At 57.1% G+C, this 14,151-nt stretch carries 10 protein-coding genes; 3 read left to right on the top strand and 7 right to left on the bottom strand.

What is annotated here, in order from left to right; all coding sequences use genetic code 11:
• Positions 1 to 19 precede the first annotated feature (19 nt).
• Both U9R61_RS04370 and U9R61_RS04365 read left to right on the top strand, forming a co-directional pair.
• Positions 20 to 1,144, top strand: coding sequence for an ArsA-related P-loop ATPase (locus U9R61_RS04370; RefSeq protein ID WP_322487601.1), 1,125 nt, complete (start codon positions 20 to 22; stop codon positions 1,142 to 1,144).
• A gap of 99 nt (positions 1,145 to 1,243) precedes the next feature.
• Positions 1,244 to 2,047 (top strand): SDR family oxidoreductase, encoded by an 804-nt coding sequence (locus U9R61_RS04365; protein ID WP_322487600.1) that lies wholly within the window; start codon positions 1,244 to 1,246, stop codon positions 2,045 to 2,047.
• A 57-nt stretch (positions 2,048 to 2,104) separates the two neighbouring features.
• Here U9R61_RS04365 and U9R61_RS04360 read toward each other — a convergent pair whose 3' ends face one another.
• The 6 genes from U9R61_RS04360 to U9R61_RS04335 all read right to left on the bottom strand — a co-directional run bounded on the left by U9R61_RS04360 (position 2,105) and on the right by U9R61_RS04335 (position 10,595).
• Entirely contained in the window at positions 2,105 to 4,648 is a 2,544-nt protein-coding gene (locus U9R61_RS04360; RefSeq protein WP_322487599.1) for an EAL and GGDEF domain-containing protein, read from the bottom strand.
• 48 nt (positions 4,649 to 4,696) lie between these two features.
• The gene (gene kaiC / locus U9R61_RS04355) at positions 4,697 to 6,241 is read right to left on the bottom strand and encodes a circadian clock protein KaiC (protein ID WP_322487598.1); all 1,545 of its coding nucleotides are present in this window, start codon (positions 6,239 to 6,241) and stop codon (positions 4,697 to 4,699) included.
• 39 nt (positions 6,242 to 6,280) lie between these two features.
• A complete protein-coding gene (locus U9R61_RS04350) occupies positions 6,281 to 6,562 on the bottom strand; it encodes a circadian clock KaiB family protein (RefSeq protein ID WP_322487597.1) in 282 nt (93 codons plus the stop codon).
• Between the two features lie 34 nt (positions 6,563 to 6,596).
• Positions 6,597 to 7,802 carry a PAS domain-containing protein gene (locus tag U9R61_RS04345; protein ID WP_322487596.1) on the bottom strand — a complete coding sequence of 402 codons (1,206 nt, stop codon included), beginning with the start codon at positions 7,800 to 7,802 and terminating at the stop codon, positions 6,597 to 6,599.
• A 251-nt stretch (positions 7,803 to 8,053) separates the two neighbouring features.
• Positions 8,054 to 9,322 carry a cystathionine gamma-synthase family protein gene (locus tag U9R61_RS04340; RefSeq protein ID WP_322487595.1) on the bottom strand — a complete coding sequence of 423 codons (1,269 nt, stop codon included), beginning with the start codon at positions 9,320 to 9,322 and terminating at the stop codon, positions 8,054 to 8,056.
• Between the two features lie 34 nt (positions 9,323 to 9,356).
• On the bottom strand, positions 9,357 to 10,595 hold the full coding sequence (locus U9R61_RS04335) for a DUF445 domain-containing protein (RefSeq protein ID WP_322487594.1): 1,239 nt from the start codon (positions 10,593 to 10,595) through the stop codon (positions 9,357 to 9,359).
• Between the two features lie 321 nt (positions 10,596 to 10,916).
• Between U9R61_RS04335 and U9R61_RS04330 the strand changes: the two genes are divergently transcribed.
• On the top strand, positions 10,917 to 11,927 hold the full coding sequence (locus U9R61_RS04330) for a mechanosensitive ion channel family protein (RefSeq protein ID WP_322487593.1): 1,011 nt from the start codon (positions 10,917 to 10,919) through the stop codon (positions 11,925 to 11,927).
• 226 nt (positions 11,928 to 12,153) lie between these two features.
• On the opposite strand, the gene U9R61_RS04325 is transcribed toward U9R61_RS04330, so the two are convergent.
• Positions 12,154 to 14,151 (bottom strand): PPC domain-containing protein (locus U9R61_RS04325; protein WP_322487592.1); only part of this gene is annotated, 1,998 nt, incomplete at its 5' end.

Raw genomic sequence — 14,151 nt, 5'->3', positions numbered from 1 at the left:
AGCAGACAGGACGATCGCTATGTGGCCAACTACCGCGCAGATCATCCTTTTTAGCGGTGAATCGAGCGCTCTCGCCGCCGCCGCTACGGCAGTTGCTTCAGCCGCGCAAAGCCAACCCACCCTGCTTGCCAGTCTCACGCCCACCCACGACTGCGCGACCCTCTTAGGCGCCCCACTAGTGCCTCAACCGGCTAGCCTTGCCCCCCAGCTTGATCTCTGGACGTTCCAGCCACTGGCGGATCTGAGCGCAACGTGGAATGAACTCCGCGCACGCATCAGCTTGCCCGGCCCGCCTATTGCTGGCGATGACCTACCATTGCTGCCCGGTTTCGAACTGTTTTTGGCCGTCTATCGTCTGGCCGGCCATGCCCAACGCGGCTACCAGCTCATCTGCGTTGATGCCGGGCCGCCAGATGGCCTCTTGCGCGCGCTGGCCGTTCCTGATACCTTTCGCTGGCTGATGCGGCAGCTCTTTGGGCTCGATCGTGGCCCCGGCCAATCAAGCGAGTCGTTGGCACGCGCGGCGTTGCCGGCCAATCTGCTGCCATTCGAGCAGATTGGGCAGATGCAAGAGGCGCGGGTGCGGTTTGAGCAGTTGCGTGACGCTGCACTCGACCCAACGCGGGTGCGGGCGCGTTTGGTGATCCGCCCCGATCACGCCGGCTTGCGCGCGGCAACATTGTATGCACCGGCCTTGACCCTCTTTGGCCTGAACCTCGATGCGCTGATCGCCGGCCCGCTGTTGCCGGTGGTGAGTGATGGCAACGAACTCGCCACGCCGGTTTTAGAGCAAGCTGCGGTCGTAGCCGCCGTTGCGGCGCGCTGGCCGAACTTGCCGCTGTTGCGCCTACCGTTTCACGCCACGCCTCACGAGCCGGCGCCATTCGCGACAATCGGGAAAGGGCTCCTGCACCCACCGGCACCGCTGCCGCCACCGATTGGCATTGGTTCGCAAACCGATCCGTTTATCAGCCTGTTGCTGCCAGGTGTCGCCCGTGAAGATCTTACCCTGAGCGTGAGCGGTGATGAACTGATCGTCTCGCTGGGGCCATACCGGCGGCACCTGCTCTTGCCGGCAGCGCTTCGCGGCGCGCCGATCCGTGCGGTGCGCGAGGGCGACCGGTTGACGATTCGCCAGCGCTGATCGGGGGCCGGAGGTTTCAGCCGTCAGAATAAACCTCGCAGAGTACAACCTGCGCAGCCATTACGGTGTCTGTCCTGCTTGTATCACAACGAGGAGACCATGGCTCAGAAGACAACCGATTTGCGTAACCTGACCGCAGTCGTGACTGGCGGCAGCCGGGGGATCGGGCGGGCCATCGCGGAAGCATTAGCCTGCGCTGACGCGCAGGTCGTGATTTCGTCGGCCAATGCCGCCAACCTAGCCGAAGCCGAACGTGCAATGCAAGCCGCTGGCCTCAAGGTGAGCGGCGTCCGCTGCGATGTCAGCAATCGCCTCGAAGTCGAGGCCCTCGCTGCTACTGCCGCCGAGCGCATGGGCCGGATCGACCTGTGGGTTAACAATGCCGGCATTTCGGGGCCATTCGGCTACGTCCTCGACGTACCGCCCGAAGCATGGGAACAGGTCATTAAGGTGAACCTGCTCGGCACCTATTACGGCTGCCGGGCCGCCTTGCCGTACATGATCAAGCAACGCAACGGCCAGATCATCAACCTTTCTGGTGGCGGCGCCAAGCGACCGCAACGCTTTCTCTCAGCTTATAGCGTCTCGAAGGCGGGGATTGTGCGCCTAACCGAAGCCTTTGCCCGTGATTATCAAGATCATCCCTATCTGCGCTTCAACGTGCTGACACCGGGAATGGTACCGACCGATATGATCAACCACTTTGAGACGGTTGGCCCCGGTGGTGAAGCGATCAAGCAATTGCCGCGCGTCTTGAACATCTTTGGCACCACCGCCGAAGAGACAGCAGAACTCGCGTTACGCATCGTGCGCGAGGGCAAGAACGGGCAGATTTTTGAAGTGATGCCGCGCCACCGCGCCATCTGGCGCCTGCTGAAAGCAGCCTTGCGGCGCAAGCAATAATGCCAAACCTGCGGCCGGCAACCGGAGCGCCCCACGGCGGTGGGGCGCTGTCTATGATTAATTTGCTTCAGTGCGGGAACGCAACCATGCCGCTGCCGCTTCTGCCGGCATTGGCCGGCCAATGTAGTAGCCCTGAAACACATCACAACCGGCGTCGAGCAAGATCTGGCGTTGACCAACCGTCTCGACGCCTTCGGCCACAACGTGCATCCCAAGGTGATGGCCCAGCGAAATGATGGCGCTCACGAGGCTATGCTCGACCATCGCATCAGGCTGATCGAGCCGCGCTACAAACGAGCGATCAATCTTGAGGACGTTAATCGGCAAGCGATGCAAGTATGACAACGACGAATAGCCAGTGCCAAAGTCATCAATCGCTAACGTCACCCCCAATTGGCGAAACTCGATGAGTTGGCGGCGTAAATTATCAATCTGCCCCATCAACATGCTCTCGGTCAATTCGAGTTCGAGCCAACCTAAGGGCAAACCCGCTTGCGCTAAGGTTTCCGCTACCGTTTGCACAAAGTCGCTTTGTGAGAATTGCAATGCTGATACATTGACCGCCACCGGCACGATCAGCAAACCCTGCGCGCGCCATGCGCGCATCTGCCGGGCAATCTCGTGCAACACCCATGCCCCAATCGCAACAATGAACCCCGTCTCTTCAGCAATGGGAATGAAACGCGCCGGCGAGACCATGCCAAACTCAGCGTTCTGCCAGCGGATCAACGCCTCAAAACCCACCAGTTTCCCAGCGCGATCAACTTTCGGTTGATAGTGCAACAACAACTCATTGCGCTCAATCGCCTGCCGCAGCAGCGTCTCGATTTGTAATTGCTCGAGCGATGTATTCGTAATCGCTGCGTCGAAAAACTGAAAACTATTGCGCAGCGTGCCTTTGGCGCGATACATCGCCATATCCGCCGCCCGTTGCAACGTGATCACATCGGTACCATCGATCGGGTAGAGGCTTGCACCAATGCTGGCACTCACAAAAATGTCATGCCCATTAATGAAAAATGGATACTCAAGCGCTTCGTGCAAGCGGCGCGCGATGGCAGTGACCTGTTGCGGCGAATTAATCTCAGGCAACGCTAATAGAAACTCATCACCGCCATGACGGGCCAGCGTATCGGTCGTCCGCACGCACATTTCAAACCGGCGTGCCACTTGTATCAATAAGAGGTCGCCAATTGTATGGCCCAGCGTGTCATTCACCTGCTTGAAGCGGTCGAGATCGATAAAGAGCACTGCCACCAGCGTGTTATTGCGGCGCGCGTGCTCGATAGCATGTTGTAAGCGATCTTCAAACAACAACCGGTTCGGCAAGCCGGTCAACGCATCGTGATGGGCTTGGTACGCCAATTTGTGCAGCGTCGCGTGCTGTTCAAGCGCAATGGTTGTCAATTGTTCGATGTGATCAACCAGTTGCTGTTCTTCTAAGGCCAGCGGTGTATCATTTTGCCGGCAAAGCAATAGCCACCCATCAGTCGGATCGCGATTAGTACGCAAGACAATCAACCAAATACGGTTAATGATCTGCATCTGCATGAGTGACTGGATCTTCTGCCAATACGGCGAATCAGGTTCAAGTTCGCTGATCCGCTGATTACGATACGGCAATTGGGTTAGTAATTCGCTTGCCCATTGATCCAAGTGCGGCAGATCATCGTGCAGAATGTAACGGTTGTAGCTTGCAAAGACCGCTGCCGAACGCACCACATACGCGGCATAGACTAAATCCGTGATCTGCTCGCCGAGCAACTGCAAGATCTCGCGCGTAATCGTTCTGATATCGTATTGGCAGGCGATCAACTCGAGCACCCGCCGGCGCGCCAGACCGATCTGCTCGGCTTGGTGGCGAGCCGATACATCTTCCAGCACCATTACAACCCGCACCCGCTCGCCAGCCCCAAACCGCACTGCACGTATAGCCAGCCAGCAGCGATCATGCGTAACCGCAGCAAACTCCCCTTCATAGCGTTCCAGCTCACTCGTTAGCAGATGCTCGATCACCGCTGCGACCACCACTGCCGGCCCCACCCCAAGATGGCAGGCGGCCAGAAACGATGCCCCGACCGTGCAATCGATCGCTTCGACGCCGAGCAGTGGGCCGAGCTGCAACCAACGCACATTAGCCGCCAACACCTGCCCATACCGATCAAGAATGGCAATGGCCGACGGCAAGGCATCGAGCGCCGAATGGAGCAATTGCTGGGTTTCGATCAGCAACTGCTCGGCCTGTTTGCGTTCGGTAATATCGTGGAGCACCGCTAACATAGCAGGCACCCCCTCCCACTCGATCGGCTCAACCCGTAAATCAACGATCACCACCGAGTGATCAGGGCGCACGATCTCAGCATCAACCGTCAGGCCCGGTTGCAGGGGAAAGCCAAACGGGCTGCCCTGCACCTGATCGGCGTGCCGGCCAAACAGGCGCAGCGCAGCTTCATTGACAAACAGAACTGTACCGGCGAGGTCGAGCACCAGCAGGGCATTTGTATTATTGGCCACGATTGCCTGCAACGATCGTTGGGCAGGATATGGCGCCGGACGATCAGCAGTGCTGTGTGGTTCGGAAGCAGAAGGATCGTGCTGCACTGTGGCAATCTCCCCCACACCCAGCCAGTGCCACTTGAACGTTACAAGTTAATTGGTTGGCGCAGTATCTCTGGCGGGTTCGTCACCCTCGTCATCGCGGAACATCGCGCTTAGCCGGTCAATTTCGCTCGGCGCAATGTGGGTGAATTGTCCAGACAAGATGCCGGAGATGTTGCGGAAGGGTCGGCCAATATGCATGCCACGACTATCAATGGTAAATTCGCGAATGTCTTTATCATGGCTTGACCCGCGCATCTTGAGGACGGTCAACCCGCGACGCATTTCGCCGAACAGTTCGACATAGCGCAAAAGAATGATCGAGTCGGTGATCGTTGAGATATGCGCTTCGGTAATCGACGAACCACCGAGCAAGGTTGGTGTTGTTGCGGTGTAGAGACCGGCCATCTCTTGATGCTTAATGAACGAGGTCAAGCCGATCACAAACTCGCGAAAACCCTTAATCGTTGCCACCCGTTCGAGTGCCGAGAGGCTGTCAACCGCCACCCGTTGCGGGCGGAAACGATCGATTTCGGCTTTCATAAAGATCAGTTGATCTTCGAGGCTGGTCACTTCGGGGTAGTTGCAGATCACGCGCAGCAGGCCATCGCGTTCCATCTGCTCGAAATCGATCCCCCAGCCGATCGCGTTGCGGAAGAGCTGGTCGCGGCTCTCTTCAAAGGCAAACAGGAGCGAGCGCTCGTTTTGGCGCACGCCGGCAGCCATAAACGTGGTCGCCATCAAAGTCTTGCCGGTGCCGGTCGCGCCGCTCACCAGCACGATCGAATCGCGGAAGAAACCGCCGCCGCACATACGGTCGAGTTCGCCATTGCCCGACGTGGTGCGCACGCTCGACGAGCGTTGCTTCAGCTCGATCGCCGAGAGCGGGATCACGTGAATGCCCTCGCCGGGAATGACGGTGAAGGGGAAACTGCCCTTCTGGTGCGAGGTGCCGCGAAACTTGAGAATCTCAACCGTGCGCCGGCGCTTTTCATCTTCGAGCAGGTTGCGCAGGATCACCACGTCATCCGAAACGAACTCTTCGACGCCATAGCGGGCAATTTCACCATACTCCTGCGTGCGCTCGGCGGTGAGCACGGCGGTCACTCCTAACCGGCGCAGCGTGCTGACAATCCGGAGCAATTCGTTGCGCACCACCCGCGAATCATTCAAGCGCGTAAAGATCGCGCCGAGCGAATCCATCGACAGCCGGATTGCGCCGATACTCCGCACGGCATGTTCGATACGCGCCAGCAGCGCACCGAGATCGTACGATCCAAGTTCAACCAGCTCCTCTTCCGGTTGCGGCGACACATCGACAAAGGCCCATTTCCCCTCTGCCTCCCAGCGGGCAATATCCCAGCCAAACCCAAGCATATTGCGGCGCAAGGCTTCCGGCGTCTCTTCAAACGTCACAAATACGCCCGGCTCGCCCCGCTTAATGCCAGCCGCCAAAAACTGGGCCGCAAAGACCGTCTTCGCGCTACCGGCTGTGCCTGACACAAGGGTAGTCCGACCTTTGGGCAAGCCGCCGTTGGCGATATGGTCAAAGCCGGTGATTCCGGTAGGAAGCCGTTCGATCTGATCAGCGCACACCAGCGTTCTCCTTATTGGTTGCACAGAGGCAAGAACGTCTCAAGATTGTGGCGGTAGATTCAAGACATTCAACAAATCACTAACGCTCGACAGGTCGCCAATCACCCGCCGATAAGGTGGCGGCGAACTCTTGATCAAGGTCGGTGTGGCCAAAATCTTTTGATTCTCGGCCTGCTGCGGATCAGCAAGCACATCAATAATGGTCAACTCACATTCATGGCCGGCCAACTCCTGCTCGATCATCCGGCGAAGCGTGCTAATCGCCCGTTCGGCGCGTGGTGTTTGACCAGCGATATAGAGATGCAAAACAATCTTGCTCACAGTCTGTTCGTCCCGGCAACAATTTCAGCCGCCGCTACTCTGAATCACGGAAAGACAATTCACCAGCCGCCATTGATCGATAATACGATGCCAGATGACCCATTAATTCTAGCAGAAGCAGGCGTCCTTCTTCAAAGTATGCTTGCAACTTCTTGGGCGTATTATGTTGGCTGCGATCACGCATCGCTTGCAAATGAACCTCGATCAGATCACGTGGCGCCGCCCAAATCGAACCAAACCATTCGCCCAATTCACGCAATGCCCGTGATGGCGCCGGGGTGCGATGCACACGGCTGTACAACGCCTCTTCCAGTAATGCGCCGTACCGTTCCAACCCGTGGTTAAACAGATCAGGAGCACGCTGGCGCAACGGCGCAGTCAGCGATCGCACCATCTCATCAGGCCGTGAGATCGCCTCTACCGAGACTAGCTCGCGTTCCATCTGGCGCACCTGCTCGCGCAACATCTCGGCTTCGGCAGCAATTTGGGCAGCGCGACGCTGGTCGGTAATATCGTTGTGCGCCACGACTAACCCCTGTCGCAACCCACGCAATGATACTGCCCGCAAAGCAAACCAGCGCATGCCCTGTGGGCCGGGGCAGGGATATTCATACGTGAATTCGGCCAGTTCACCGGCGAGAACCGCCTTCAACCCCTGCAACGCTTCCGGGCCGCCAGTACCCGGCCCCGCCGCCGCGCAGGCCGCAAAATAATCAGCGCCGACACTGATCGACGCGAGATCAGTAATCCCGTTTTCACGGCCAAATTGGAGCCATGCTTCATTGACCGCCACAATTTTGCCTTGCTTATCCAGTACCACAATTTCACTGGTCAACGAATTGAGAATCGCAATGCTGAATGCTTCAGCCTCTCGCAGCGCCGCCTCAGCCTGTCGCTCGAAGGTGACATCGCGCAACGTAATCAAGAGCGCATCTTGCCCTTCCCACACGATCGACAAGACTCGCATCTCGGCGACGGCAAACTCTCCATCAGGACGCAATACCTCAACTTCTGCTCGCTCACCGACTACCAACGGAAAGCCAAATATCTGGCCGTGCAGTTCAGCGCCATGGCGATTCAACAACCGTTCGGCAGCACTGTTGAGAAAACGCACTGCCCCGCTGTGATCGACAATGATCGCGCCATCAGCGTCATGGCTTACAACTGCGCGCAGATGGTCTTCCGCTGTCGAGCGGGACTGGGATTCGATAACGATCACCTCATTTCTCTGGCGGCGCATGATGCAACCGTAGCCCGGCTCACGCGCGCTATGGCAAGCAACTTTCGCTGACCGTGTAAATTGCCGTACTCATCTGCGAAGCATCACGCTGGAACATTGGTGTGAAGATGAGGTGATCAGCCGTAAAGCAAACATGACGCTCCCTCACCGATCCAGACGAACGTGAGTACGCATTTAGCATGATGAGGTGACAAACCCTTCCTGTCAAGTTTGTATATGTGAAATTTATCACCCTTACAAGATATTCACGATCAAACAGCACGCAGAGCTTGGTTCAGATCGGCGATCAGATCATCAGGATGCTCGACCCCAACCGACAGGCGTACCATACTGGGGCCAATCCCAAACTCGATCCGTTCTTCAGGGTCAACATCGGCATGGGTCATCGTCGCCGGATGCTCGGCGAGCGATTCGGTGCCGCCCAAACTCACCGCCAAATGGATCAGTTGCAGATGATTGAGGAAGCGAAACGCCTCCGCCTCACCGCCGCGCAGGTCGAACGAGATCATCGCCCCCGGCCCCGCACACTGCCGCCGGTAGATATGATACTGCGGATCATCACTCGTGAGATGCCCTAAATAGTAGACCCGCTCAACCTTAGGATGGTTGGCAAGAAAATCGGCCACGCGCCGCGCCCCAGCCTGTTGCGCTTCCATCCGCACCTTGAGCGTTTCCAGCGAACGCAAGAGCAGCCATCCCGTATGCGCACCCGCCATCGTGCCCATGATCGTGCGCATGCCTTTCACCTGAGCGATCAGTTCACGGCTACCCAAACAGACGCCGGCGATCACATCGCTGTGCCCGCCGATGTACTTCGTCGCCGAATAGAGCACCAGATCGGCGCCGTGGGCCAGCGGATGCTGCCAGAGCGGGCCGAGGAAGGTGTTGTCAACCGCTGTCAACACCCGGCGCGGCACCCGTTTCGCCAGCGCCGCAAAACCGGCAATATCCACCAGCGCATTGGTCGGGTTGGCCGGCGTTTCGAGGTAGATCATCCCCACTGCGTCAAACAATCCGGCCCGCCGGAGCTGAGTCTCGACCTGTTCGGGTGAAACGCCTGAGACAAAGCCGTAACGCCGGATGCCAAAGGCCGGCAAAATGTGTTTGAGCAGGTAATCGGTGCCACCGTACACTGGCTCGCTATGCACAATCACGTCGCCGGGGCGTAGGAAGGTGAGCAGAGTCGTGGTAATTGCCGCCATACCGCTGGCAAACACCGCCGCTGCTTCAGCTTGATCCCAGAGTGTAAGCCGATCCTCCAAGATCTCGAGATCGGGATTATTATGCCGGCTATAGATCAGCCCAATCTCTTCGCCCTCGTGCGGGCGGCGCAAGCCGTAGGCCAGCTCGAAGAAGGCTTTGCCCTCTTCCGCCGTTTGAAAGACAAAGGTTGAGGTTTGAAAAATGGGGCACTTGATTGCACCCTCCGATAGCGCCGGCACATAGCCGTAGCTCATCATCAGGCTTTCCGGATGCAGCCGCTGGCCGTCAATCGTGGTTTGTTTGCTCTGTTTGGTCATACACGCCTCCCTGCGTATGAGCACCATCGCTCTGTTACGGTAGCAATTGTGTAATACTGTAAATGATGAGACCAACTAAGCCCCCTACAATGGTACCATTAATGCGGATAAATTGCAGATCGCGCCCAAACTGCAACTCGATCTTGCGCGTCACTTCCGCCGTGTCCCACCCATTGACCGTCTGCGTCACAAACTCGCCGATCGCGTGCCCATACCGGCGCACCAATGCGGCCACGGCTGCCGCCAGCCAATGCTCAACCTTCACACGCCATTCGGGATCGTGCTCAAGCAGATCGGCAAATCGCGCGATAGCCTCAGTTATCGAGCGGCGCAGCGGTGACGAGGGAGAGACGCTCTGGCTCAGCAAGGTAAGTTTGAGATCACGCCAGCTTGCTTGCACGAGCTCGCGCACCACCGGATGCGCCAGTACCTCTCGCTTCAATGCCTCGCCTTGTTGTTGCACCTGCGGATCGAATTGCAGATCAACGATCCAGCGGTCAATCAAAGCAGTAAACTGTTGGTAGAGCGGATGGTCGGGGGCTTCACGCAACTCGCGCAATAAGCGCTGAATTCCTTCTAACAACCGCTCGTAGATCCGCTGATCGACAATCCGCGGTACCCATGCCGGCAACTCACCGGCGATGCGGCGGCGGATTTCCTTTTCGTTACTGGCAATCACCTCCGCCAGTAAGTTTACCAATTGCATCAACGCATCGCGCTGGCGTCCGCCGGCCACCAAAACACCAAGCAATCGTCCGGCCAGCGGCGCCGCCGGGATCGTTTCCAAGCGCTGATTAAGGCCACGCGCCAACACTTGGCTGACATCATCATCGTCAACCACACCTAATAATCCGCCCAACGCCTCGACCGCCACATCGGCCACCTGTTCCCCCCGCTTGGGATCGCGCAACCAATGGGCAAGCCGTCTCACCGGATCGTGCCGCCGAATCCACGTGATAATCTGATCGGGGTTGAGAAAGTTGGTTTCGATAAACCGGCCAAAGCCAGCCGCAATGCTGGCTTTGCGCGCCGGCACAATTGCGGTATGCGGGATCGGCAAGCCTAACGGGTGGCGAAAGAGGGCAGTAACCGCAAACCAGTCGGCAAACGCGCCAACCATCGCTGCTTCGGCAAAGGCGCGGACAAATGGCACCCACGGCGCAGCATCACGCCAGATGCTTGCCAGTACAAAGACGATGCCGGCCAAGAATAACAGGCCGGTGGCGAGCGTTCGCATGCGGCGGAGTTCATTCAGGCGTTGTTGATCGTCCATGAAAATACCTTTGGAAATACGATCTGAGACTATCGAGCAATGTATACTATCGTCATGTGCTATTGGCTAATGCATCAGTCTCGAACCAGAGTGCGGTAGTCAAACTGCCATGCCAAACAAAGCGCTCGCACTCTTTCTTCTTTCATCCGCTCAATGGCTATCATCAACCTTTCAACACTGCTCATAGCGTATGTGCATCAGTAGTTTATCACGAGCACCTGCCAGTGTTGTGCTGCCAAGCAAGCAACATCCCGGCCAGCGCATGATTGAGCTCGCTGAGCGATAACCTTCGGTTGCCAACTCATCAAGTATAATGCGGCTATGATGACAAACGAACTCAATGGTACTGCAACAATTGTCCTGATCGCATTCACATTGCTGGCCGGTCTTATCCTTGACGGGCTGGTGCGTCCGCGTGTGCGGCGGTGGGCTGACGCTCGCAACCGGATCGTGATCGAGTCAATCGCGATTGCGCTTGGCGGCCAATTTACCTTCTGGTCGCTGGTGATTGCGTTGCGTTTCTTGGCCGGCCCATTCATCGACGCTACCACCCTCGCCGCTTGGCAACCGGTGTTCGATCTTGCTGTCGTATTGGCGATCACCATCTTTGTGGTGCGGCTGCTGATCAATCTGGTCGATACCTATCTGCGCCATCGCCAAATCGGGAATATCTCGCTGATCAACAACCTGCTGCGTGGTCTAGGGGCATTAGCGATTGGCGGCACCCTACTGGTCAGATATGGCGTCCCGCTAGGGCCTTTGCTGACCGTCATTGCCGGTTCGAGCCTCGGCCTGACGCTGGCATTACGCGAACCCCTGGCCAACTTTTTTGCCGGCGTGCAAATTATTGCCTCTAATCGGGTGCGGCCCGGCGATTTCATCCGCCTCTCTACCGGCGAAGAGGGGGTTGTTACTGATATTCGCTGGTCTGATACCTACATCAGACAGTTGGCAAACAATATCATTATTATTCCCAACTCGCAGATGATTACGCAGATTGTAACCAACTTCAGCCGCCCTGAACCAGAACTAGCGGTGTTGGTTGATTTTGCGGTTGGACCTAATGCTGATCTCGCGCGCACTGAAGAACTTGTACTTGAGGTGGCGCGGGCAGTGCTGGCCGAAACCCCCGGCGGCGTCGCCACCTTCGAGCCATTGATCCGGTTTAACGCGATTGATGCCGCTGGTATCCGCTTTACCGTCGTTTTGCGCGGCCAGAGCTTTACCGACCAGTTTCTCTTGCGTCACGAGTTCATCAAACAGTTACACACCCGTCTTCACCACGAGGGGATTGCTTTGCCTACCCACGTGGTGCGCGTGAGCGGTGCATAACAACGAGCGGGTTGGTAGTAGCCTCCAACCGCTCCACACCGTACCCGCGATGGGCGGCGTGTCCTCACTCGGTTGCTTGCGCCACAAGTTCATCAAACGATGACACACCCGTCTTCACCACGAGGAGATTGCTCTGCCTACCCCCATGGTGTGTGTGACCGGCGAATAACAACGGGCGGGTTGGTAGTAGCCTCCAACCCGCCCGTTCCGTACATAGTTGATCCGGTTACCGCAGCGTCATTGGGATGTAGATGTCGTAGAGTGTCGCATCTGAAGCCAGCAGGTGCATAAGTGGATCGGCAAAGAGGCGACTACCATCGGCGAGATCTAACCGTACCTTGAACACCCCTGGTTTAAATGACGGATCCAAGGAAGCGATTAAGGTATCTGCCGAATCCGGAGCATATGCAATCGCAGCAAATTGCTGCTCGCTCTGCCCGTTTAGATCAACGAGATACGCCTTCGGCAACTCACCCTCCAAACCAACCACGCGGATCGTGATGGTCGCCATCGCCGAAATGGTGACTCGCGTCGGCGCAACGCTCTCAATCTTTGCCCCAGCGGCCACCGTCGGTACTGCAATTGTGGCCGTACTCTGCCAGAACTGCCCGTTCCCGTCGGTTGCCAATAGCTGCACCGGCAGTACCCACTGCTTCTCATTGAGCATCGTGCGGAGACGCCAGCGTAACCGGAGCAACGTTGCCGGCTGATCGGATTGCCAGCCCACCGTGATTGCCAGATCACCATCACCAAATGCCTGCGCCACCCATGTACCTACACCTAACGATTGACCGTCTGGTGCCAACGGCTCTATCGCCAACAGCTCAACCTGATCGCTCTTCGGCACGACCACCAGCTTGTAGCTCGCAGCTTGGCCTACCGCATAGACAGTCGTGGCAAACTCCTGTCCTGGTCGCGGAATGGTATCAACTGCAATGTCGACCAACCGTAACCCATCTATCCCAACTCCTTCGTTCTGCACCATCACCAACGGTGTGAGCAGACGGTTCAATGCTTCCTCCGTCTCTTGCAGCGCTGTGCCGGTAACGATGCGGAAAGAGTAGGTCGATCGAGATCGTCCACCGCTCGAACCATAGGGACGGATCTTCACATAGTAATTACCGCTCGCCGGTGCCGTCCAAACGATCCGTGAAGCGTAGCTCCCACCGTAATCATCGTTGGAGGTGATTAGGGTGCCATTTTGATGGTACAGTTCGAGTACGGTATCGGCTTCGCTACCGAGATTGTAGGTATAGATGGTGTAAGTTGTCCCACTGCTTGCACTAAACGTCACCCAATCAGGATCGGTCTCGGTGTGGAAATTACGATTCTGACCGGTGTCGTTAACGATGAAGGCACGCGCCTGCGCCATTGTGTCGTCAGGTTCGTATGGGTCAGGTGCCAACGAGACGCTGCTTACTTCAAGATCGTATTGCGTGCAGATACCACTCGACGTAGGATTGTAATGCCGTACCCGCACAAGGAGTCGGCCACTACTCGGAGTTGTATATTCAATCCGCGAAGCAAGGGTACCGGCGGAATCATCATTCCGAGCCAATAAGCCACCAACCGCGTTATACAGTTCGAGCACGGTATCACTACACGACCCTAGATTGAAGGTACGTATCACATAGCGCGCACCGGCAACGGCATCGAAGAAAACCCAATCCTGATCGCCGGCGACATGGAACGTATGGCGTTGTGCTGGCCCGTTGACCGTGATCGGACGGGCCGTTGCGAGCGAGTTATCCGGTTCGTAGCTGTCTGGTGTACCGAGTTCGAGCACACGAATATCGTAGGCTGTACAAGCACCACCCGTACCAGCATTATAATGTCGTACCATCAGATAGTAATTACCGCTCGCCGGTGCTATCCAGTCAATCCGCGATCCAAATCCATCACCGCTATCATCATCGGCAGCCAACGATTGACCACCGCTGTCATACAGCGTGAGCACCGTATCACTGCACGAATCCAGATTCAAGGTTTCAAATCGGTAATAGGTACCAGCATTCGCAGCAAAGACCAGCCAATCCTGATCGCCGGCGGCATGGAACGTATGGCGTTGTGCTGGCCCATTGACCGTGATCGGACGGGCCGTTGCGAGCGAGTTATCCGGTTCGTAGCTGTCCGGCGCTGAACTTACCATACTCAACCGATAATCGGTATTCGCACCGTAGATCCTCCCGTTATATTGGCGTACCTTCACATAGAACCGAGCCGA

The sequence above is a fragment of the Chloroflexus sp. genome (assembly GCF_034431535.1).
In the GTDB taxonomy this organism is placed as follows: domain Bacteria; phylum Chloroflexota; class Chloroflexia; order Chloroflexales; family Chloroflexaceae; genus Chloroflexus.
The sequence above is the reverse complement of the archived record's forward strand: the minus strand, read 5'-3'. Positions and strand labels throughout refer to the sequence as shown.

Bases quoted from the DNA above. Each gene is read 5' to 3' on its own strand.
- U9R61_RS04370 (WP_322487601.1), top strand. From the start codon at position 20: ATGTGGCCAACTACCGCGCAGATCATCCTTTTTAGCGGTGAATCGAGC.
- U9R61_RS04340 (WP_322487595.1), bottom strand. From the start codon at position 9,322: ATGACCAAACAGAGCAAACAAACCACGATTGACGGCCAGCGGCTGCAT.
- U9R61_RS04330 (WP_322487593.1), top strand. From the start codon at position 10,917: ATGATGACAAACGAACTCAATGGTACTGCAACAATTGTCCTGATCGCA.
- U9R61_RS04335 (WP_322487594.1), bottom strand. From the start codon at position 10,595: ATGGACGATCAACAACGCCTGAATGAACTCCGCCGCATGCGAACGCTC.
- U9R61_RS04365 (WP_322487600.1), top strand. From the start codon at position 1,244: ATGGCTCAGAAGACAACCGATTTGCGTAACCTGACCGCAGTCGTGACT.
- U9R61_RS04345 (WP_322487596.1), bottom strand. From the start codon at position 7,802: ATGCGCCGCCAGAGAAATGAGGTGATCGTTATCGAATCCCAGTCCCGC.